The organism is Actinomadura terrae (assembly GCF_022751215.1).
In the GTDB taxonomy this organism is placed as follows: domain Bacteria; phylum Actinomycetota; class Actinomycetes; order Streptosporangiales; family Streptosporangiaceae; genus Spirillospora; species Spirillospora terrae.
In genome coordinates this window covers 470,741-491,273 of sequence record NZ_JAICDG010000004.1, presented here as the reverse complement: position 1 = coordinate 491,273, position 20,533 = coordinate 470,741, and the positions used below count along the sequence as shown (strand labels likewise).

General features: G+C 73.8%; 18 protein-coding genes. 9 read left to right on the top strand and 9 right to left on the bottom strand.

Annotation, left to right across the window (positions count from 1 at the left end):
• The first annotated feature begins 25 nt into the window (after positions 1–25).
• Positions 26–1,243: an FAD-dependent monooxygenase gene (locus K2F47_RS26825; protein WP_242908165.1), complete on the top strand. Its 1,218-nt coding sequence runs from the start codon at positions 26–28 to the stop codon at positions 1,241–1,243.
• 153 nt (positions 1,244–1,396) lie between these two features.
• Positions 1,397–2,203, top strand: coding sequence for a polysaccharide deacetylase family protein (locus K2F47_RS26820; protein WP_242908163.1), 807 nt, complete (start codon positions 1,397–1,399; stop codon positions 2,201–2,203).
• Here the strand turns inward: K2F47_RS26820 and K2F47_RS26815 are convergent.
• Positions 2,190–3,656, bottom strand: coding sequence for an aminotransferase class I/II-fold pyridoxal phosphate-dependent enzyme (locus K2F47_RS26815; protein WP_242908161.1), 1,467 nt, complete (start codon positions 3,654–3,656; stop codon positions 2,190–2,192). The genes K2F47_RS26820 and K2F47_RS26815 overlap by 14 nt on opposite strands.
• A gap of 102 nt (positions 3,657–3,758) precedes the next feature.
• On the opposite strand from K2F47_RS26815, the gene K2F47_RS26810 reads away from it, so the two are divergent.
• Positions 3,759–4,535, top strand: coding sequence for an MgtC/SapB family protein (locus K2F47_RS26810; protein WP_242908159.1), 777 nt, complete (start codon positions 3,759–3,761; stop codon positions 4,533–4,535).
• Positions 4,536–4,548: 13 nt separating this feature from the next.
• Here the strand turns inward: K2F47_RS26810 and K2F47_RS26805 are convergent, their stop codons facing one another.
• Both K2F47_RS26805 and K2F47_RS26800 read right to left on the bottom strand, forming a co-directional pair.
• A complete protein-coding gene (locus K2F47_RS26805; RefSeq protein ID WP_242908157.1) occupies positions 4,549–4,743 on the bottom strand; it encodes a hypothetical protein in 195 nt (64 codons plus the stop codon).
• A gap of 43 nt (positions 4,744–4,786) precedes the next feature.
• Entirely contained in the window at positions 4,787–5,338 is a 552-nt protein-coding gene (locus K2F47_RS26800; protein ID WP_242908155.1) for a hemerythrin domain-containing protein, read from the bottom strand.
• A 111-nt stretch (positions 5,339–5,449) separates the two neighbouring features.
• Between K2F47_RS26800 and K2F47_RS40910 the strand changes: the two genes are divergently transcribed.
• Positions 5,450–8,218 (top strand): helix-turn-helix transcriptional regulator, encoded by a 2,769-nt coding sequence (locus K2F47_RS40910; RefSeq protein ID WP_272497600.1) that lies wholly within the window; start codon positions 5,450–5,452, stop codon positions 8,216–8,218.
• A 3-nt stretch (positions 8,219–8,221) separates the two neighbouring features.
• On the opposite strand, the gene K2F47_RS26785 is transcribed toward K2F47_RS40910, so the two are convergent.
• Both K2F47_RS26785 and K2F47_RS26780 read right to left on the bottom strand, forming a co-directional pair.
• Positions 8,222–9,049, bottom strand: a complete 828-nt coding sequence (locus K2F47_RS26785) for an arylamine N-acetyltransferase family protein (RefSeq protein ID WP_242908153.1) — start codon at positions 9,047–9,049, stop codon at positions 8,222–8,224.
• Positions 9,046–12,207, bottom strand: a complete 3,162-nt coding sequence (locus K2F47_RS26780) for an AfsR/SARP family transcriptional regulator (protein ID WP_242908150.1) — start codon at positions 12,205–12,207, stop codon at positions 9,046–9,048. The genes K2F47_RS26785 and K2F47_RS26780 overlap by 4 nt, the downstream gene beginning before the upstream one ends.
• Positions 12,208–12,327: 120 nt before the next feature.
• Between K2F47_RS26780 and K2F47_RS26775 the strand changes: the two genes are divergently transcribed.
• Positions 12,328–13,215, top strand: coding sequence for an NAD(P)-dependent oxidoreductase (locus K2F47_RS26775; RefSeq protein ID WP_242908148.1), 888 nt, complete (start codon positions 12,328–12,330; stop codon positions 13,213–13,215).
• Between the two features lie 9 nt (positions 13,216–13,224).
• Here the strand turns inward: K2F47_RS26775 and K2F47_RS26770 are convergent, their stop codons facing one another.
• The gene (locus K2F47_RS26770; RefSeq protein WP_242908145.1) at positions 13,225–14,544 is read right to left on the bottom strand and encodes an alpha/beta fold hydrolase; all 1,320 of its coding nucleotides are present in this window, start codon (positions 14,542–14,544) and stop codon (positions 13,225–13,227) included.
• Positions 14,545–14,677: 133 nt separating this feature from the next.
• Here K2F47_RS26770 and K2F47_RS26765 point away from each other — a divergent pair, with 133 nt between their 5' ends.
• Together K2F47_RS26765 and K2F47_RS26760 are read left to right on the top strand one after the other, a co-directional pair.
• On the top strand, positions 14,678–15,823 hold the full coding sequence (locus K2F47_RS26765) for a sensor histidine kinase (RefSeq protein ID WP_242908143.1): 1,146 nt from the start codon (positions 14,678–14,680) through the stop codon (positions 15,821–15,823).
• Positions 15,820–16,482 carry a response regulator gene (locus tag K2F47_RS26760; protein ID WP_242908141.1) on the top strand — a complete coding sequence of 221 codons (663 nt, stop codon included), beginning with the start codon at positions 15,820–15,822 and terminating at the stop codon, positions 16,480–16,482. The genes K2F47_RS26765 and K2F47_RS26760 overlap by 4 nt, the downstream gene beginning before the upstream one ends.
• Positions 16,483–16,499: 17 nt before the next feature.
• On the opposite strand, the gene K2F47_RS26755 is transcribed toward K2F47_RS26760, so the two are convergent.
• A complete protein-coding gene (locus K2F47_RS26755) occupies positions 16,500–17,237 on the bottom strand; it encodes an SDR family oxidoreductase (RefSeq protein WP_242908139.1) in 738 nt (245 codons plus the stop codon).
• A gap of 84 nt (positions 17,238–17,321) precedes the next feature.
• Here K2F47_RS26755 and K2F47_RS26750 point away from each other — a divergent pair, with 84 nt between their 5' ends.
• Both K2F47_RS26750 and K2F47_RS26745 read left to right on the top strand, forming a co-directional pair.
• On the top strand, positions 17,322–17,750 hold the full coding sequence (locus K2F47_RS26750) for a MarR family winged helix-turn-helix transcriptional regulator (protein ID WP_242908137.1): 429 nt from the start codon (positions 17,322–17,324) through the stop codon (positions 17,748–17,750).
• 80 nt (positions 17,751–17,830) lie between these two features.
• Positions 17,831–18,178, top strand: a complete 348-nt coding sequence (locus K2F47_RS26745) for a VOC family protein (RefSeq protein WP_242908136.1) — start codon at positions 17,831–17,833, stop codon at positions 18,176–18,178.
• Here the strand turns inward: K2F47_RS26745 and K2F47_RS26740 are convergent.
• Both K2F47_RS26740 and K2F47_RS26735 read right to left on the bottom strand, forming a co-directional pair.
• Positions 18,156–18,743 carry a GNAT family N-acetyltransferase gene (locus K2F47_RS26740; protein ID WP_242908134.1) on the bottom strand — a complete coding sequence of 196 codons (588 nt, stop codon included), beginning with the start codon at positions 18,741–18,743 and terminating at the stop codon, positions 18,156–18,158. The two genes, K2F47_RS26745 and K2F47_RS26740, sit on opposite strands and share 23 nt — an antisense overlap.
• Positions 18,744–18,747: 4 nt before the next feature.
• Positions 18,748–19,980, bottom strand: coding sequence for a L,D-transpeptidase (locus K2F47_RS26735; RefSeq protein WP_242908132.1), 1,233 nt, complete (start codon positions 19,978–19,980; stop codon positions 18,748–18,750).
• Positions 19,981–20,533 lie beyond the last annotated feature (553 nt).

Here is a 20,533-nt window from a genome sequence, read left to right as displayed (position 1 = left end):
CGCCGTATCAGCGAGGAGAGGTGTCATGGTTCACCGCAATGTTCTCGTCTCGGGCGCAAGCGTCGCCGGGCCGGCCCTGGCTTCGTGGCTGGCGCGGTCCGGCTGGAACGTGACCGTCGTGGAGCAGTTCGACCACCTGCCCGACCGGGGGCAGAATGTCGACATCCGGGGCGTCGGACGCCAGGTGCTCCGCCGGATGCGCATCGAGGACGCCGTCCGCGCCGCGCACACCAGCGAACTCGGCGTGCGGTTCGTCGACGAGAACGGGCGCCCGGTGGCCTCGTTCCCGGCCGGGACGGACGACAGCAGCGGCGGCACCGCGGAAATCGAGATCCTGCGCGGTGAGCTCGCCAAACTGCTCTACGAACAGTCCGCCGACGAAGTCGAATACCGTTTCGGCGACAGGATCAGCGCGTTGCGCGACGACGGGACCGGCGTGGACGTGGAATTCCGGCACGGCCCCGACCGCCGTTTCGACGCGGTCGTCGTCGCCGAGGGCCTGCGCTCCCGCACCCGATCGATGATCATGCCGGACGCGCGGCCGCACGAGATCGGCCTCTATATCGCCCACCTCGCCATTCCCCGCACCGCCGCGGACTCCCGCTGGTGGCGGACGATGCTCTGCGGCCGAGGCCGCGTCGTCTTCCTGCGCCCCGACAACGTCGGCACCACCCGCGCGGGCATGTTCTTCGCCTCCGACGTGCGCGGCCTCGACCGCCTCGGCCGCGACGACACGGTCGCGATCCTGCGCGAGACCTTCGCCGACGTCGGCTGGGAGGCGCCGCGCGTCCTGGAGTCGCTCGACAACGGCACCCTGTACTTCGAGGACGTCGCCCAGACCAGGCTGCCCACCTGGAGCGAGGGCCGGATCGCGCTGCTCGGCGACGCCGCGTACTGCGCGACACCGATCAGCGGAATGGGCACGACGCTCGCCCTCACCGGCGCCTACATCCTGGCCGGGGAGCTCACCGCCCACGACGACCCGCGCACCGCCTTCGCCCGGTACGAGCGGGTGCTGCGTCCCCTCGTCACGCAGGCCCAGCAGCTGGCCCCGGGCGTACCGCACGCGGTCATACCGCGCGGCCGGGCGCACCGCACGCTCGTCCACACCGCCCTGCGCCTCGCGGACACCTCGCTCGCCCGCCGGGCGCTGGCCACGGCGAGCAGATTCACGACGCCGCGCGCCGAAGCGATCACCCTGCCCGACTACCCGATGCCGCAACCGCGCGCCATGGCCGCCTGACCCAGGCGGACGGCGGACGGCGGCGGTCTCGGCGGGTCCGGCCGTCGCCGTCCGCGCGAAACAGCCCGATCACCGCGGGGGCGGATGTTCGGGACCTCCTGATCACGGGGTAGGTTCTGGGACATTCGGGCGGGTCTGTGGGGAGGCCATCGGGTGTGGGTCCGCGTGCTGGCGGGCGTGGTCGCGCTCGCCCTGTTGCTGGGCGGGTGCAGGAGGCCGGTGGCCGAGGAGCCGTCGGTGACCGGGCCGGGCGGAGACGGCGAGGCCGCGCGGCCCGACTGGGGGAAATGGGGGCTGGAAGCGCTGCGTCCGGCGCCGCCCCCGCCGCAGGACAAGCCGCTCAAGCTCGGTGGGAAAGGGCCTGTGAAGGTCTTCTCCAAGGTGCCGACGAAGGACCGCGTCGTGTTCGTCACGATCGACGACGGGCAGGAGAAGGACCCGAAATTCGTCGAGATGCTGAAAGACCTGCGGGTACCGGTCTCGATGTTCCTCACCGACGGCAACGTGCGCGACGACTACGGCTACTTCAAGCCGATCCAGGCGCTCGGGAACCACATCCAGAACCACACGCTGACCCATCCGGTGATGTCCCATCTCGGGCCGGACGGGCAGCGGCAGGAGATCTGCGGCACCCAGAAGTCCCTGACCAGGCAGTACGGAACGGTGCCGAAGCTGTTCCGCCCGCCGTTCGGAATGTGGAGCTCGGCGACGCAGGAGGCCGCTCGGGAGTGCGGAATCCAGGGGATCGTGCTGTGGACGGCGTCGACGCAGATCCACGACATGCAGTACGACGACCCGAACAAGAAGCTGCACGACGGTGACGTGCTGCTGGCGCATTTCCGGGGGCCCAAGCAGCTCAAGGGCGAGTCGATGACGAAGATGTTCGCGGAGATGCTGAAGCGCATCCGGCGGCAGGGCTTCGCGGTCGCCCGGCTTGAGGACTACATCAGTTTTCGATGAGCACGCGGACGCTGTCGAGTTTCGAGTCCACGGTGTCCGGCAGCATCATTCCGGCGGCGACCCCGTCGCGCAGGTACCGCAGGACGGGCCCGGTGATCCGCTCCCCGGGCAGGACGGCCGGAATCCCCGGCGGATACGGCGTGATCATCTCGGCGGCGATACGGCCGACGGCATCCTCGGCGGAGACCTGCTCGGCCGGGCCGAAGAACGCGTCGCGGGGAAGAACGACCAGTTCGAGGCGGAGTTCGTCGGGCGGCGGCACCTCGACCCGGGGCACGTCCTGGAGCGTCTCGACGTTGTCGCGGAAGTCGCGCAGGGCGGCGAGCAGCCGTCCCGTGGTGGCCTTGTCGTCGGCGAACGTGAGCTGGGCGCTGATCCGGCGGTGGTCGGACAGGTGCAGGTTGACCCGGTGGTGCTCGCGGAGCCAGTCGGCGGCGCGGTAGCCGGTGGTGCCGAGCGCGGCGATGTCGATCACGAGGGGGAGCGGATCCAGGTCGTGGGCGAGGCCGGGGCCGGTGAACTCGGCGGGGCCCTGCACGTCGAAGCCGGGGATCGCGGCGAGGTCGGTGCGCAGGGACGCGGCCAGGTCCAGCGTGCCCTGCATCAGCTCACGGCCGTGCTCGACCATCTGGCGGCGCCATCCGTCCAGGCCCGCGTAGATCAGCACGGACGGGCTCGTCGTGCCGAGCAGGTCCTCGCGGGACTTCAGCACGGCCGGATCGACCAGCGATCCCTGCTGGTGGAACACCGACCCCTGCTCCAGCCCGGCGCCCATCTTGTGGACGCTCGTCACGCACACGTCGGCGCCCGCGTCCATGGCCCAGGACGGGAGGTCCGGGTGGAAGGGCAGGTGGGCGCCCCACGCCTCGTCCACGATCAGCGGCCTGCCGCGCCGATGGCACTCCGCCGCGATCGCGGCGAGGTCGGCGCACGTCCCGTAGGGGGTCGGGCTGGTGACGAGGACGCCGCGCGCGTCGGGATGCTCGTCGAGCCCGGCCGCGAACGCGGCGGCGGACGGCGGGTGCGCGAGGTGGCGTTCGGCGTCCCACTGCGGTTCCACCCAGATCGGCCGGACGCCGGACAGGATCAGGCCCGACACCACCGACTTGTGCGCGTCCCGTCCGACCAGCAGTTTCTCGCCCGGGCCCGCGACCGACAGCATGGCGCTCTTCACCGACAGCGAGCTTCCGCAGGTCGAGAAGAAGGTGTGGTCGGCGTGGACGGCGTCGGCCATCAGCTCCTGGGCCCGCTCCAGTACCCGGTGGGACGACGTCCGGTCGTCCAGTCCGGAGATGGCGAGGACGTCGGCCAGGAACACCGCGTCGCCCAGCACCTCGCGCACGCGCGGGTCGGCGCCCCGGGCCTGCTTGTGGCCGGGCGGGGTGAACGGCAGCTGTCCTTCGCGGTGGTAGGCGGCGATCGCGTCCAGGACGGGGGCTTCCGAGTGGTCCATGGGCGACGCCTTCCCCGCGGCCGGGCGATGTAACGCGGGCCTGTGCTCCACCGGAGGACACGGCGGACGAATGGGGCGATCGTGATCGGGTAGACCGGGCCGGTGATCGAGTTGGCGCCGGGGCAGGGGTTCGCGCAGATCGGGGAGCTGGCGCTGGCGCTCGTGCTGTCGGCCGCGATCGGGCTGGAGCGCGGGCTGCGCAACAAGAGCGCCGGGCTTCGCACGCACACGCTGGTCGGGGTCGGCGCCGCGCTGTTCATGCTGGTCAGCAAGTACGGCTTCGACAACGTCCCGGGCCAGCACGTGTCGTTCGACCCCTCCCGTGTCGCGGCGCAGATCGTGTCCGGGATCGGGTTCATCGGCGGCGGGCTGATCTTCGTCCGGCGGGACGCGGTGCGGGGGCTGACCACCGCCGCCGTCGTGTGGGTGACGGCCGCCGTCGGGATGGCGGCGGGCGGCGGGCTGCCCGTCCTCGCGGTGGCGGTCACGGTCGGGCACTTCCTGGTCGTGTACGGGTTGAGCGGGCTGAGCCGGAGGCTGCCGCTCGACCGGTTCCGCCCCGCCGAGGTGGCGCGGGTCCGGCTCGTCTACCGGGACGGGCGCGGCGCGCTGCGGCGGGCGCTCATGGAATGCACCCGGCGGGGGTTCGCGGTCGCCGAGCTCAACGTCGAACGCGAGTACCTCCCGGACGACTCGGACCGCGGCCGGGACGAGCGGCGCGACCGGCGCGAGCCGCCCGCGCGGCGTCCCGGCAACGCGGTGGTGACCCTCGTCCTGGAAGGCGCGGGTTCGGTCCCGGACCTCACGGCGGTGCTCGGCGAGCTTCCCGACATCGTCGGCGTGACGGTCGGCTCCGACCACGACGACGACAGCGAGTAGCCGCGCGGGCTCCCTAGGGGACTTCGGTTTGCGGGGAGTAGCCGTCGTCCTCGCCGCCGGGCGTGTCCGCCTCGGCGTTCGGCGGGTCGGTCGGGCCCGGGGTGTGCTCCTCGGCGAAGTCCGGGTCCGCGGCGGTCGGGTCGTCCCCGGCCTCGGCGCGGCGGTCGGCGAGCGGTTTGTCCTCGTCGTTCCTGCGGTCGTCGGTCATGTCCTCCCCCTGTCGCTGTCGAAGAGTGCCGGGCGTGCCGGGTTCAGTGCCGTGCCTTCGCGATCGCGTCGCGGGCGCGGTCGGCCACGGCGGCGAACGGGCCGACCACGAGGTTCGCCAGGGGCGACTCGACGCCCTGGTGCGGGTGGGTCGGCGCGACCGCCTCCGCCGCCCGGACCGTGGCGGCCATGCCGCGCAGCTGCTCGGGGGTCGCCCCCCGCACCATGCGCGGGAACTCCTCGCGCTCCTCGCGGGCGGCGTGCTCCTCCAGGTCCCGGTGGAACTTGCCGAACTTCGCGGTGAACTCGTCCGAGTCGGGGTCGAGCTTCTCCAGGTCGGACAGCACGCCCTTGGCCTCGTGCTCCTCCTCCAACCGCGCGTCGATCACCGCGCCGCCGTCGCCGATGGCCCGGCGGGCGAACGGGTGGACGATCTCCTCCTCGGCGGTCTCGTGCACCGCGAGCAGCCGCCGCAGCCGGTCGAAGGCGTCCCGGCGGACCTGGCCGCTGTTGCCGTCCACGATCGACGCGAGGCGCCGGATCTCGTCGTGCTGCGCGAGCAGCAGGTCGACGACGTTCTCGGAGTTCTCGGCCACTGTTGTCCCCGCTCTCTCTCGGTTCGCGTGCGCTCGGTGAGAGCCGATACCCGACGGACGCGGTTCAACCATGGGGTGGGAGCGGGCGGGCGCTTGAGTAGGCTGGTGAGCATGCTTTACGGGCGGGACGGCGAGGCGGCCGAGATCGTCCGGCTGCTCGACCGGGCCCGTTCCGGACGCAGCGGCGTGCTCGTCCTGCGGGGCGAGGCCGGGATCGGCAAGTCCGCGCTGCTCGACCATGCGGCGGCGTCCGCCGACGGTATGCGGGTGGTGCGCGGAACGGGCGTCGAGTACGAGAGCGGCATGCCCTACGCGGGCCTCCACCTGCTCCTCGGCCGCTATCTGGACCGGGTCGGCGATCTTCCGGACGCGCAGGCGAACGCGCTGCGCGGCGCCCTCAACCTCGGCGGCAGTGAGGAGCCCGGCCAGGGCGACCGGTTCCTGGTGGGGCTCGCGGTGCTGACGCTGCTGTCCGACCTCGCGGACGAGCGTCCGCTGCTCTGCATCGTGGACGACGCCCACTGGCTGGACGAGCCGACCGCGCAGGCGCTGCTGTTCGCCGCCCGCCGCCTGGACGCCGAGCCGATCGCGCTCCTGCTGGCCGCCCGCGACCCAGACGTGCCGGAACCCGCGGGGCTGGACGTCCTGGGACGTCCCCTGGCGGCGGAGTTCTCCGCGACCGGGCTGCCCGAGCTGCGGTTGCGCGGGCTGGAGCCGGACGCGGCGGCGGAGGTGCTGGCCGCGCGGGCGGACGGCCTGCCCCAGCACGTCCGGCGCGAGATCCTCGCCGAGGCGATGGGGAACCCGCTGGCGCTGCTGGAGCTCCCCGGGATGCAGGCGGGCGCGCGCGGGGAACGGTCCACGGCGTATGAGCGGATCCGGCGGTCGTTCGCCGGGCGGATCGCCGCGCTGCCCGAGCCCTCGCGGCTGCTCGTGCTGATGGTCGCGTCCGATGATCTCGGTGCGGTGGGCGTGGTGATGGACGCGGCGCGGCGGTTCGGCGCGGCCGTCCAGGATCTGGAGCCCGCCGAGCGGGGCGGGCTGCTGCGGACCACCGGCGAGGGGCGGCTGGAGGTGCGGCATCCGCTGGTCCGGTCCGCCGCGTACGAGTCGGCGCCGCTGGGCCTCCGGCTGGAGGCGCACCGCGCGCTCGCCGACGTCTACCTGGAGCGCGGCGACATCTGCCACCGCGCCTGGCATCTCGCCCGCGCCGCGACGGGGCCGGACGAGAGCGTGGCGTCCGTCCTGGAGGAGACCGCGGCGCGCGGCATCAGCGCGCCCGGGGCGCGCGGTGTCGGCGGGAGCGAGTCGGTGGCCGCGACGTACGAGGCCGCCGCCGTGCTCAGCCCCGACCGCGCCGACCGCGGCCGGCGGCTGGCGGTCGCCGCGCGGATCGCGGCCGACGCCGGGCTGCCCGAGCGCGGGGTCGACCTGGCGACGCGCGCGCAGGCCGACCTGGACGATCCGCTGGCCCGCGCGGAGCTGACGCTGATCCGCGCCTCGCTCGCCGACGACCAGGACCGCACCGGCGAGGCGTACCGGATGTTCGCCGAGACGGCCGCGTCGGTGGCCGAGCTGGACCCGCGGACGTCCGGCTACCTGTTCTTCCAGGCCGCGTCGGCTGCCGTCCACGCGGGCGACTTCGCCGTCGTGGACGGGATCGCCGCGCGGGGCGAGGAGCTCGGCCTGCCCAACGCGGCCCACCTGCGGGCCCTGGCCAGGCTGTTCGCCGGGCAGGACCCGCGCGCCCTGCGCGCCGGGGCGGCCGACGGGGTCGCGGCGCTGCGCGAGCTGATGGGGGCGATGCGCGACTGCTACGGCCCGCGCGACCGCGTCCGCGTCGCGATGTGGCACCTCATGCTCGGGGACGTGGCGGGCGCCGACGCCGCCGCGGACGAGCTGGAGGCGCGGTTCCGCGAGCGGGGCGAGATCGGGTTGCTCGCGTCCGCGCTCATGATCCGCTCCCGCACGCGCCTGCTCCTCGGACGGCACCGCGACGCGCTCACCGACGCGACCGAGGGGCTGCGGATCGCCGCCGACACCGGCCAGCACCGCGTCCGCGTGTACCTGTCGACCGTCCTCGGGCTGCTCGCCGCGATCGAGGGCGACGAGCGGCGCTGCCTGGAGCTGACGGCGGAGGGCATCGAGCGGGGCGTCCCGCCGAGCAGCGTGCACGGGGCGGCGGCGCGCGGCCTGCTCGACCTCGGCCTCGGACGGTACGAGGCGGCGCTCGAACGGCTGTCGGACGCGGTGTCCGGGCCGCACCGGCACGGCGCGATCGCGAGCCTGCCCGACCTCGTCGAGGCGGCCGTCCGGCTGGGCCGCCCGGAGCGCGGACGCGACGCCGCCGACTCCTACCGGGAGTGGGCCGCGCAGGTCCGCGAGCCGTGGGTGGAGGCGGTCGCGCTGCGCTGCGCCGCGCTCCTCGGCCCGGACGAGGACGCCGACAAGACCTTCACCCGCGCCCTTGAGCTGCACCGCGAGGGCGGGACGCCGTTCGAGCGGGCCCGCACCGAGTTGCTGTACGGCGAGTGGCTCCGCAGGGTCCGGCGCCGCAACGACGCGCGGACCCTGCTGCACGCGGCCCTGGACGGATTCGAGCGCCTCGGCGCCACGCCCTGGGCCGACCGCGCCCGCGGCGAACTGCGCGCCGCCGGGGAGAGCCCGTCGGGAGGCGGCACCGGACGCGACGACGCGGTCGGCAGCCTCACCCCGCAGGAACTCCAGGTCGTCCGGCTCGCCGCCGACGGCCTGAGCAACCGGGAGATCGGCGCCCGCCTGTTCCTCAGCCCCCGGACGGTCGGCTACCACCTCTACAAGGCGTATCCGAAACTGGGCGTCGCCTCCCGCAACGAACTGGCCCGCCTGAACCTGACCTGACGATTAGGACGCGGCCAGGCGTTCGATGTCCGCCGGGTCGAGGACGATTCCGAAGTCCTCGGCGAGAACGGCGCCGATTTGCTCGGGGAGGAGTTCGCGCTTTTCCTCGGGCCTGTCGGGGCCGCTGGTCGTGAGGGTCGTTCCGTCCAGGACGAGCAGGGATTCGGCGGTGAACTTCTGCGCGAACGGCCGTGCGGTGAACGGCGAGCGCGGACTGGTCGAGATGAAGTAGTTGAACAGCTCGTAGTCGATGTGGAACGTCTCGTTGAGCGTGAACGTGTGGCGCTGCACCCAGCCGTCGGCGCCGCGCTGGTGCAGTTCCCAAGCGCGCGGGCCCTCGAACAGCCGGAAGCCCCAGCCGTCCTGCTCGACCTCGTTGACCCCCTCGGCGGGGAACGCCACGGGTTCGAGCGGGCCGGAGCCGAAGCCGACGTCGCAGAGCAGCGCGGGTTCGCCGGGGATCTCGACGCGCAGCAGCGCGTGCGTGGTCGGGCGCAGCTTCTCCGCGCCCAGCGTCACCCGTCCGGCGAGCGCGGTGAACTCGAAGCCGATCTTCTCCAGGACGGCCGCGAACAGTTCGGTGTGCTCGAAGCAGTAGCCGCCGCGCGGACGGTCGACGAGCTTGGCCTGGAGCGCCGCCACCCCGAGCTCGACCGGCCGTCCGAGGATGGCCTCCAGGTTCTCGAACGGGATGGAGGTGACGTGCGCGCGGTGCAGGGCGCGCAGCGTCGCCGCGTCCGGTTTCGGGTCGGCGTCGTAGCCGATCCGCTTCAGGTAGGCGGGCAGGTCGAGCAGGTCGCTCTGCCAGCCGTATCCGAGATCCTCGGTCATGGCGTCCTTTCAGGGGCGTCTGGCACGGCCGTGCCGGGGGGCTCGCTGTGACCCCGGGCGAATTCGGTTTCAAAAGTGGAAACGCCGACGGTGGCCTGGATCCTTCCGGTGATTCGGTCGACGTCGCCGCGTTCGGCCGCCGGAAGGGGCGCCCCGGTGGCCGCGCGGAGCGCGGCGGCGGCGCCGAGGAGCCGTGCGGCGGGCGCGTGCTCGCCCGCTAGCGAGCGCGCTCCGGCGAGCCCTTCGAGGGCGAGCGCGACCGCGCGGGGGTCGCCGATCGCGCGGGCGGCGGCGAGGCCCTCGGTGTGCAGCGCCCGGGCCGCCGTCGCGTCCCCGCGCTCCTCGGCGACGAAACCGAGCTGGGCCTGCGCGAACGCGATCCCGGCCGTGCCACCGATGCCGCGCAGCCAGCCGAGCGGGGCGCGCAGGTGCGCCTCGGCCGCGTCGAGGTCGCCGCGGCGCCGGGCCACGAGGCCGAGCCCGATTTCGGCGAACTCGGCGGCGGACGGGGCGGCGTGCCGTTCCGCGAGTTCCAGCGCCCGCTCGTGCTGGACGCGGGCCTCGGCGAGGTCGCCGGTCAGCAGCGCGATCCGGCCGAGCATGGCGAGGCGGAACGCGACGTCGGGCCACATCCGCAGCTCCCGCGCGAGCCGCAGTTCCGCGCGTCGGAGCCGGGCCGCCTCGGCATAGTCGCCGGTGATCTCGGCGCGCCGGGACAGGACGTCGCTCGCCTCCAGCCGTCCCCACCCGTCCCCGAGCTCGGTGAAGATCGCGAGGCTTTCGGCGCCGTCGCGGCCCATCGCGTGCAGGTCGCCGCGTCCCATCGCCTGTTTGGCGTGGATCGCGAGCGCCGCCGCCGTGTGCCACCGGTCGCCGCGCGAGCGGAACACGGCCAAGGCGCTCTCGACGCGTTTCTCGCTCGCCGCCAGATCGCCATAAGCCCAGTGGACGTGGGTGAGGAACCATTCGGCCTTGGCGCGTTCGTATTCGTCGTCGACATGCGCGAGGGCGGCCCGGCGGAGTTCTTCGGAGTCGGTGGATTCACCGGAGGCCATCGTGAAGCCCGCCAGCCAGGTTTCCGTTTCCGGGCATTTCCCGGCTGTGGCGAGGGCCGCCGAGAATGCGCGTCGTGCCTCGGCGAACCGTCCTCTGAGGAACCAGTACCAGGCCTGGGCGTGGACGAGGCGAAGCGCGGTCTCGCCGTCCGCGTGGTCGAGTGCGAGGCGGAGGTTGGCGGCCTCGGCGTCGAGGCGGTCGAGCCATTCCGGTTGCCCGTGCCCGCGCAGTTCGGGGGCAGCCTCTTCGGCGAATTCGGTGTAGTAACGGGCGTGGCGGCGGCGGATCTCGTCCTCCTCGCCCGACTCCCGGAGGCGCTCCAGGCTGTAGGCGGCGACGGACTCCAGCAGCCGGTAGCGGCCGTCGTCCCCGCGCACGACCAGGGAGCGGTCGACCAGGCGCGCGAGCACGTCGGCGCATCCGCCGCCGACCGCCTCGGCCGCCGCGAGCGTGCAGCCGCCCGCGTGCACGGCGAGGCGCCGCAGCGCGGCGCGTTCCGGTTCGGTGAGCGGCTCCCAGCTCCAGTCGATCACCGCGCGGAGCGTCCGCTGCCGGGCCGGGCCGCCGCGCCGGACGTCCGCGAGCAGGCGGAACCGGTCGTCGAGCCCGGCGGCGAGGTCCCGTACGCCGAGCGCGCGGACGCGGGTCGCGGCGAGTTCCAGCGCGAGCGGCAGGCCGTCCAGACGGCGGCAGATCGACACGACCCAGGGCGCGGACGCCGCGTCCAGCACGAAACCGGGCGCCGCCGCCTCCGCCCGCGCGACGAACAACCGCACCGCCCCGAACTCCAGCAGCTCCACGACCGAATCGCCGCTCGCGGGCAGGGCCAGCGGCGGGACGATCTGGAGCCGCTCACCGGGCACGCCCAGCGGCTCGCGGGACGTCGTGAGCACGCGCAGGCCCGGCGCGTCCTCCAGCAGCCGCGCGGCCAGGTCGGCGGCGGGCCCGGCGACATGCTCGCAGTTGTCCAGGACGAGCAGCGCCCGCCGCCCGCGCAGTGCCCCGGCCAGCCGCTCGACCGGGCCCGTACCGCTCGCGCCGCTCGCGCCGCCTGTGCCTCCCGCGCCGTCTTCGCGCAGGCCGAGGACGCGCGCCGCCTGCTCGGCCACCTCGTCCGCCGACCCGGCCCGGACGGCGCCCAGTTCGACGAACCACACCCCGCCCGGATGATCGCCCGCCGACCGGGCGGCGGCCTCCAGCGCGAGCCGGGTCTTGCCGACGCCGCCGGGGCCCGTCAACGTGACCAGGCGGGCGGAGGCGAGCAGGTCGCGGGCGCGGCGGACCGCGTCGTCGCGGCCGATCAGCTCGCCGAGCGGCACCGGCAGCCGGGACGGGACGCGCGGCCGCTCCTCCTCGGCCGGGTCCTGCTCCAGCATCGACCGGTAGAGCGAGGTCAGCGCGGGCCCCGGGTCGACGCCCAGCTCCTCGGCGAGGCGTTCGCGCACGTCGTGGTACCCGGCGAGGGCCTCGTTCCGCCGTCCGGCGCGGTGCAGGGCGCGCAGGTGCGCGGCGCGGAGCCGTTCGCGCAGCGGGTGCCGGGCGACCTCCGCCGCCAGCTCGGCCGCGAGCGCCGCGTGCTCGCCCAGCTCAAGCCGGGTCTCGGCGTGCTCCTCCAGCGCGACCAGCCGCCGCTCCTCCAGCGCGGTCGCGGCGTGGAGGAAATCGAACCCGCCCAACCCGTCGAACGCGGGCCCGCGCCACAGCGCCAGCGCGTCCCGCAGCAGGCGTACCCTGGCCGCCGGGTCGGCGGTCTCCCCGGCCCGGACGAGCAGCGCCGCGAACCGGCCCGAGTCGACGGCGTCCGGCGGCACGTCCAGCAGGTAGCCGGGCGGGCGCGCCACGATGAGGCGCCGCGCGCCGGGCTCCGCGTCGTCCAGCACCTTGCGGAGCTGCGAGACGCGCGCCTGGAGCGTGCCGGTCGCGTTGCGCGGCGGACGGTCGCCCCACAGCGCGTCCACCAGCCGGTCGGCGGACACGGGACGCCCCGGCTCCGCCAGCAGCATCGCCAGCAGCACGCGGACCTTCAGCTCGGGCACGCGCACCTCGACGCCTGCCGCGCCGTCCGTCCACACGGCGAGCGGGCCCAGCACCCCGAAACGCACCCCGCCAGCGTACGCAGCACCTCCGACAGCCCTGTCACCGCTACGGACCGGCCCGAAGCGTTCCCGTAGCGGCGGGCGCGACGCTGCACCCTCTGAACGAACGAGACAGAGGAGATCTCGATGCCGAAGACCCCCGTGACCGTCATCGGGCTCGGCCCCATGGGCGCGACGATGGCCGCCACGTTCCTGGAGCACGGGCACCCGACCACGGTGTGGAACCGGACGGCGGCCAAGGCCGCCCCGCTGGTGGAGAAGGGAGCGGTCCTCGCCGCGACGCCCGCCGACGCGCTCGCCGCGTCCGAGCTGGTCGTCGTCAGCCAGACCGACTACCAGGCGATGTACGACTCGCTGGAGGACGCGACCCACGCGCTGAAGGGACGCGTCCTCGCCAACCTCAGCTCGGGCAGCCCGAACGAGCTGCGCCGCGCAGGCGAATGGGCCTCCGAGCACGGAGCGGAGCTGCTCACCGGGGGCATTATGGTGCCGCCTCCAGGAATCGGTAAGCCGGGCTCCTACGTCTTCTACAGCGGGCGGGAGGAGACCCTGGACGCGCACCGCGAGACGCTGCGCGTCCTGGGAGACACCACGTTCGTCGGGACGGACGTGGGCCTGGCGATGCTCTACTACCAGGCGCAGCTGTACATGTTCTGGTCCACGACCACGGCCTACATGCACGCGCTGGCACTCGTGGGGTCGGCGGGCGTGTCGGGCGAGCAGTTCCGCCCGTTCGCCACCTCGCTCGTCTCCGCCCTGGCGTCGGACGGGCCGATGGGCTACCTGCGCATCATCACCGAGGAGGTCGACTCGGGCCTGTCCCCGGGCGAGGCCAACAGCCTCCACATGCAGGCGGTCGGGGCCGAGCACGTGGTCGAGGCCGGCCAGGAGGCCGGCATCGACACGGCGGGCCCGACCGCCCTGAAGGACCTCTTCTGGCGCGCGGTCGAGATGGGGCACGGGGGCGGCGGCCTGTCCAGCGTCTACGAGGCCATCCGCACCCCCGCGTCCTGAACGTGCTGGTCAGTGCGGGGCGGCTTGGCCCGTGTAGGGGGTGAGCGGCAGCGGGCGTCCGGTGAGGAAGGCGACGACGGCGTCCCGGTAGAGCCGGGGCTGCTCGGCGTCGATCACGTGCCCGGCGCCGGGGATCTGGACGAGCCGCGCGCCAGGGATCGTGTCCCGGTACTCGCGGGCGATCTCCCAGCGCTTGAACTCGCACTGGCCGCGCAGGACCAGCGCGGGCGCCGCGGCGCGGCGCAGCGCCGGACGCGGGTCGGGGACGCCGCGCGCGTCCTCGGAGGTCAGCTGGTTGGAGTAGAAGCCCGACCGCGACACGGCCTCGTGGAGCGGGCGGCCGGGGTGGCAGGTCGCGGCGGACCCGACCGACGACAGCAGCTCGTCGAACAGCGGGTCGATCTCCTCGTCGGGCAGCAGCGCGTGGGCGGAGCGCGGGTTCACGGCCATGAGCAGTGACCACGCGACGAGCTGGGGACGGTTCTCCAGCTCGTCCATCCGCGCGCGCTGCGCCGGGCTGAGCCGGTCCCAGATCTCCCCCTCGCCGGACTTCTCCCACTCCCGCGCCCACAGGGCGCCGGGGGAGGTGAACACGACGCGGGCCACGTTGCCCGGATGCGCGGCGAGGTAGGCGGCGGCGAGCGTGGCGCCCCACGAGCTGCCCGCCAGGATCAGCCGCGGCGCCCCGATCCGCAACCGGATCGCCTCCAGGTCGGCGACCTGCCGCGCGACCGTGTACCCGCGCGGGTCGTCGAGCCGCTGCGAACGTCCGGACCCGAGCTGGTCGTAGGTGTAGACGTCGAAGCCGGTCGCGGCCAGCGCGCGGTCGAGGTCGTCCGGGCCCGCGCCCGGGGTGCCGGGGCCGCCGTGCAGCCGGACGACCGGCTCGGGCCGGGCCCGGCCGTGCGCCGGGGTGCGCGTGTAGGCGATGCGCGAACCGGTGGACAGCTGCCAGTAGCGGGTGTCCTGAGCGGCCAGCGGGACGGCCTCGACGCCGAGCGGGCGGAAGACCAGCCAGTGGCCCGCGACCGCCACGACCCCGGACGTGCCCGCTGCGACCAGCAGCGTAAGGAGCCTGCGGCGGCGCGTGCGGGCGACCCGTCCGCCGAGGTAGGCGACCGCACCGGCGACCAGGGCGGCGGTGGCCAGGGCGGTCGCCGCGCACAGCGGGAGGGGCGCGTTCGCCGCGGCGGCGAGGAGGAACGCGACGATCGCGGCGGGCGGCGCGAGCAGCGCCCCGGCGAGGATCAGCGCGCCGCCGCCCACCCGGCGCGGCAGCGACCTGGCGGATCTGGGGGACTCTGCCTGGGAGGACTGTGTCGAAATCATGCCGCGACGCTAAGAACGGGCGTGGGGCGCGGTCGTCCTTCAGGCGGGATGAGGTTGGTCCCCCCGGAGGGGGACGAGACGTCCTCAGCCGGGGTGATTCCGCAGATCACGGACGTTCCGTACGCTGACCGCCATGGACCTTCGCCGGTGGGGCCCGGACCGGGACGCCGACCGCCGGTGGCGCTGGGTCGCCCTCGACCTGCTCGTCGCCTACGTGTCGGCGACCATCGCGATCGGGGAGTCCGACGCCACCGCGTCGGTGCTCGGCGGGCCCCTCGTCACCCGCGCCGCAGCCGTCGTGTGGTTCGCCGCGATCGCCGGACGCCGCTTCGCGCCCGCGACCGCGCTGTGGGCCTCGGCGGGGGCCACCGCCGCGACGGCCCTCGCCGGGGAGCCGTTCACCAACCTGTCGGCGGCGTCCGCGCTGGCGTTGACGATGGTCGCGCAGACCCGGCCGCGCCCGCACACCGCGCGGCTCGCCGCCGTCCCGGTCGCGGCGGCGCTCGCCGGGCTCGCGACGCAGGGGACCTCGGCCCTCGTGCTCGGCGCGCTCCTGCACGGCGGCGCGCTGCTCGCCGGTGAGGCGGCGCGTTCGCGCTGGGAGGCGGCCACGGCGTTGCAGGCGCACGAGGCCGAGCGGGTCGCGGCCCTCCAGCGCCGGACGCTCGCCGACGAGCGGGCCCGGATGGCGCGCGAGCTGCACGACGCCGTCGGGCACGCCGTCACGGTCATGGTCACCCACGCCGGAGCGGCCCGGCTGGCCCTCGGCGCCTCCGGTGTCGTCCACGAGGACGTGCGCCGCTCGCTCGGCAGCATCGAGGAGACGGGCCGCGCCGCGCTCGGCGACCTCGACCGCGTCCTCGGGCTGCTGGACGGCGCCGGACCGCCGGACCCGCCCGACCTGGCCTCCGCGCTGCGCGGCCTGGTCGTCGGGCTCCCGCCGGGCCTGCGCGCCGACCTCGTCGTGGACGGCGAGCTGCCGCCGGTCGAGGAGCCCGTCGTCCAGACGCTGCACCGCATCGTCCAGGAGTCGCTCACCAACGTGGTCCGGCACGCGTCGGCCCGCACGGTGCGGATCGAGGTTTCTGGTGTGGACGACGGCGTGGGCGTGACGGTCACCGACGACGGCGCCGGTGTGCCCGCCGCGCCTGGCCGGGGGCTCGCCGGGATGAGCGAGCGCGCCGCCCGCCTCGGCGGGACGTTCCAGGCGGGCCCCGGCCCGGACGGCGGCTGGCGCGTCGAGGCCCGCGTCCCCCTCACCGTGCGGACCGTCGCGTGATCCGCGTCCTGCTGGCCGACGACGAGGAGCTGATGCGCGGCGGCCTGCGCATGATGCTCCAGACCCAGCCCGACATCACGGTCGTCGGGGAGGCGTCCGACGGCGCGCAGGCCGTCCGGAGCACCGCCGCGCTCGCGCCGGACGTGGTCCTGATGGACGTCCGCATGCCCGTCATGGACGGCGTCGCCGCCACCGCCGAGATCGCCGCCCGGCACCCGGCGTCCCGGGTGCTGGTGCTGACCACCTTCGAACTGGACGAGTACGTGTTCGCCGCCGTCCGCGCCGGGGCCTGCGGGTTCCTGCTCAAGCGCACCCCGCCCGAGACGCTGGTCGAGGGCGTGCGGACCGTCGCCTCGGGCGAGGGGCTGCTCGGCCCCTCGGTGACGCGGCGGCTCCTCGCCGAGTTCGCCCGCACCTCGCCCGCCCCGCCGGACGCCGGGGTGCGGCGCCGCCTGGACCGGCTCACGGGTCGCGAGCACGAGGTGCTGCTGCTGATGGCGCGCGGCCTGTCCAACGCGGAGATCTCCGTCCGCCTCCACATCGGCGAGGCGACGACCAAGACGCATGTGAAGCGGGTCCTCGCCAAGCTCGACCTGCGCGACCGGATCCAGGCGGTCGTCTTCGCCTTCGACCACGGCCTCGTCCGCCCCCGCGACTGACGATCGAGGTGGGCGGGTCAGGACAGGCCGCCGTCGGCGACGATGTTCTTGCCGGTGATCCAGCGGGCCGCGTCCGAGGCGAGGAAGCCGATGACCTCGGCGATGTCCTCCGGCCTGCCGAGCCGGCCGAGCGGGGTCTGCGCGACGAGCTGCTCGACCGGGGCGCCGGACGCGGCGAACCCCTCGGTCTCCGTCGGTCCCGGCAGGACGCTGTTGACCGTGATGCCGCGCCCGCCGATCTCGCGGGCGAACGTCCGGACGAGGTGCTCCCCGGCGACCTTGCCCGCCGCGTACAGGGCCTGGGTCGGCGGGGTGAGGACGGTGGCCGCCGTCGAGACGAACACGATCCGGCCGCCGTCGCGCATCCGGCGCCCGGCCTCGCGCAGGACGTGGAAGGTCGCGTGGGCGTTCAGCGCGAACGCCCGCGTGTAATCGTCGTCGGTGGCGTCCTCCAGCGGCCCCCGGACGTAGCCGCCGGCGTTGTGGACCAGCACGTCCAGGCCGCCGTAGCGCCGCTCGGCAGTGTCGAGCAGGACGCGCAGCTCCGCCGGTGACGCGACGTCCGCCTGCGCCGTCGTGGCGCGCCCGCCGCCCGCCTCGATGTCGGCGGCGACCCGCTCCGCGGCGGCGGCGTCCGACCGGTAGTTCACGACGACCGCCGTCCCGGCGGCGGCCAGCCGCAGCGCGGTCGCCCGGCCGATCCCGCGCGAGCCCCCGGTCACGACCGCGACCCGGTCGGGTGTCCGCGTCCCCATGATGCTCCAAATAGTCGATGTCATGAACTGTTGAGATCATCTACTAAATAGTGGACATCATGGACTGTCAAGTAGTCTCGGCGCATGAGCCGTCCAGCGGGCGATCGGGAGGTCGCCGAAGCCCTGCTCGAACTGGCGTGCGTGGTCGAGGGGATCAGGGGCGTCGTGAGCCGCGACCTCGGCCTCACCCCGCAGCAGGCCCAGCTGCTCACGCTGGTGGCCCCTCAGGAGCTGACCCACGGCGAGCTCGCGCACCGGCTGAACTGCGACAAGACCAACGTCACCGGACTGGTCGACCGGCTGGAGCGGCGCGCGCTGGTGCAGCGGCGGCCCGATCCGGACGACCGCCGGGTGACCCGGGTGTCGCTCGCCGACGAGGGCGTGGAGCTGGTCGCCCGGTTCCGGACGGCGGTCACCGCCGCGATCGCGGGGCGGCTCACGTCCGGGCCGTCCGCGCGCCACGACGAGCTGCTCGCCCTGGCCCGCGCCACCACCGAGGCCCTCCGCGCCTAGGCGGACCGCGCGCGATAGCGTTGAGCTGGGCTTGGCCGTGCCGCTGGCCCCTGGAAACCCGCTGCCTCGTGGAGTCGTCGATGACCGTTCGTCGTGTCGTGCCCAACGTCCGGTCGCAGGCCGTGGACGAGAGCCGGGAGTTCTACGGCCTGCTCGGGTTCGAGGAGGTCATGAACCACGGCTGGATCGTGACACTGGCCTCGCCGTCCACGCCGCTGGCGCAGGTGAGCGTCATGACCGAGGACGCCACGGCGCCGGTCGTCCCCGACATGAGCGTCGAGGTGGACGACGTGGACGCCGCCTACGACGCCGTCCGGGCGAGCGGCGCCGAGATCGTCCATCCCCTCCAGGACGAGGAATGGGGGGTGCGGCGCTTCTTCGTCCGCGACCCCAACGGAAAGGTCGTCAACGTGCTGAGCCACCGTTGACATCGGGAAGCGCCGGGAACGGACGGCGCTCGGCGAACTCGGCGGCGGTCAGCCCCAGTAGAACCAGGTCGTGATGGGCGCCCGCGAAATACTCGTGGTCGCGCAGCCGCCCCTCCACGACGAAACCGAGGGAGCGGTGCAGCCGCAGTGAGGGCTCGTTGAACGCGTAGACCCCGACCTCGCACTTGTGGTAGCGGCGTTCACCGAACATGAAGGCGAGCAGCAACTCGACGGCCTCGCGGGCGTATCCGCGCCGCTGGTACCGGTGGCCGATCGCGATGCCGTAGCCGAAGCGCCCCGCCCTCGGGTCGGCGTCCACGGTGTTCACGTTCCCGACGAGCGCGCCGTCCGGCACGGTGGCGATGGCCAGCCGGAACTCGTCCCTGTCCGGCCGGTGGATCGCCTCCTCCAGGGCCCATCGGCGGTAGCCCTCGTCCGAGCGCGGCGGGTGCAGCATGTCGCCGCCGCGCATGTCCGCGGAATGGGCGTCGAACTCCTTGAACGCCTCCCAGTCCTCGGGTTCGATTCCGCGCAGCCGCACGCGCCGGCCGCTCCAGAAATCCATCGGCTCAGGCGGACTTGGTGGTGGTCACCGGCTTGCCGAGCGCGCTGCCCGACGTCCACTTGGTGAAGGGCATCTGCCAGTAGCCCCAGCCGTTCGTCCAGTGGAGGTCGCGCTTGGTCCCGGTGATGGTGACCATGTCGCCGCGGTAGGCCCAGTTGTAGAACCACTGCGCGGCGTTCGCGGGGGAGCGGACGCAGCCGTGGCTGCAATTGCGGTTACCGAGGCAGGTCGGGTCGTCCATGTTCTGGTGGATGTACTCGCCGCTGTTGGAGATGCGGGTCGCCCACGGGACCTGCTCGTCGTACCAGCCCGGGTCGCCCTTCTTCTTGCCGGGCGGGCGCATGCGCTCCAGGCGGCTGCGGTCCATCGTGAGGTGGACGCCGCTGGTGGTGAGCAGGTGGTCGACGCCGTCGGCCTGCCGGTCGCCGCCCGCGCCGAGGCTCACGCCCCAGGAGCGGACCGTGCCGCCGTTCTTCTTGACGATCAGCTTGTGCGTCTTGGCGCTGATGCTGATCGTGTGGGAGTCGCCGACACGGAACGTGCGCTTCACGTCCTTGTCGCCGAAGACGTTGTCGCCGATCTTCAGGCCCGCGTAGTGGACGGTGACGGAGACGCGCTGGTGCGGCGCCCACGGCTGCTTCGGCCGGAACACGACCGAGGGGAGGCCGTTGAACGACTCGCCCGCGCTCAGCCAGCGCCAGGCGCCCTCGGTCGGCGTCGTCGAGGAGATCTCGATGGCGCGCTCCACCGCGGGCCGGGCCTTGACCGGGACCTCTTTGCTGAACTGGACGAAGACCGGCATCCCGGTACCGACCGTCTCGTTCGGGCTCGGGATCACGTTGTTGATCGTCGTCGCGGCGGTCGCCTTGGACGTGCGGAACGCGCTGGTCGCGGTCGTGGTCTTGCCCTTGGGAGCCGTCGCGGTCGCCGACACCTGGTAGCGGCTGCCGGGCATCAGCGTCCAGGTGGAGCGCCACGTCTTCTTGTCGGGGGACAGCGTCCCGGGGATGTCGGCGTCCTTCAGCTTGACCGACACCGTGCTCAGCGTCCCGCCGGACGCGGTGACCGTGATCCCCGCGTCCGGGCGGGCGCGGGCGTCGCCGTTCGCCGGGGTGATCGCCACCTGGGGCGCCCCCTCCTCGCCGCCCTTGGCGGTGGTGCCGCCCGTACCGTCACTGCCGCCGCACGCCGCCGCCAGCCCCATGACCAGCGCCAGCACCAAGGCCTTACCTCGCACCGTTCTCCCTCATCAGCAACGCGGGTCACGCAAGCGGGGGACCCGCGACACGACCGCCTACGGAACGAGTCTCATGCCCGGCCGGCGGCCGGGTTTCGCGTCCGATCCCTTGTGACGCCCATCGTGCCCCGAAGGTTCGTGGTACGGGACCGGTTCCTGGATCTTTCCATGACCGTGTCGCCCCAGGTACGGCGCCCTGCCGCCGTGTCGGGACGTGTCGCCCCCGCCGTGCCGGACGTGTCGCCCCGCCCTGGGGGACGTGCGGTGTCGGCGCGGCGGTCGTGCCGCCTTGTCGTGCATTTCTCCCATTCCTCTGAAAGGGGGACGCAGCGGCACCGGTAAAGGGTTTGGAAGGAAGATTGCCCGGGGGCGGGTGTCCGGTGGGTGAATCGGTGAAACGAGCTGTGAGCTGGGGCTTCCGACCTGTGTTGATCTTCTATTCAAGGTTGGGGCGCCCTTCGTTAAAGAGCGGTGATCTGTGCCGCGGTGTGCTGCGATGCTGATCGTGGCGCTCGTGTGTCCCCGTATTCGGCGGTAGGGAAAGTGGTGAGTC

Coding starts and splice junctions, on each gene's coding strand:
- K2F47_RS26825 (WP_242908165.1), top strand. CDS start 26: ATGGTTCACCGCAATGTTCTCGTCTCGGGCGCAAGCGTCGCCGGGCCG.
- K2F47_RS26815 (WP_242908161.1), bottom strand. CDS start 3,656: ATGGACCACTCGGAAGCCCCCGTCCTGGACGCGATCGCCGCCTACCAC.
- K2F47_RS26805 (WP_242908157.1), bottom strand. CDS start 4,743: ATGACCGACGACCGCAGGAACGACGAGGACAAACCGCTCGCCGACCGC.
- K2F47_RS40910 (WP_272497600.1), top strand. CDS start 5,450: ATGCTTTACGGGCGGGACGGCGAGGCGGCCGAGATCGTCCGGCTGCTC.
- K2F47_RS26785 (WP_242908153.1), bottom strand. CDS start 9,049: ATGACCGAGGATCTCGGATACGGCTGGCAGAGCGACCTGCTCGACCTG.
- K2F47_RS26775 (WP_242908148.1), top strand. CDS start 12,328: ATGCCGAAGACCCCCGTGACCGTCATCGGGCTCGGCCCCATGGGCGCG.
- K2F47_RS26770 (WP_242908145.1), bottom strand. CDS start 14,544: ATGATTTCGACACAGTCCTCCCAGGCAGAGTCCCCCAGATCCGCCAGG.
- K2F47_RS26765 (WP_242908143.1), top strand. CDS start 14,678: ATGGACCTTCGCCGGTGGGGCCCGGACCGGGACGCCGACCGCCGGTGG.
- K2F47_RS26755 (WP_242908139.1), bottom strand. CDS start 17,237: ATGGGGACGCGGACACCCGACCGGGTCGCGGTCGTGACCGGGGGCTCG.
- K2F47_RS26750 (WP_242908137.1), top strand. CDS start 17,322: ATGAGCCGTCCAGCGGGCGATCGGGAGGTCGCCGAAGCCCTGCTCGAA.
- K2F47_RS26745 (WP_242908136.1), top strand. CDS start 17,831: ATGACCGTTCGTCGTGTCGTGCCCAACGTCCGGTCGCAGGCCGTGGAC.
- K2F47_RS26740 (WP_242908134.1), bottom strand. CDS start 18,743: ATGGATTTCTGGAGCGGCCGGCGCGTGCGGCTGCGCGGAATCGAACCC.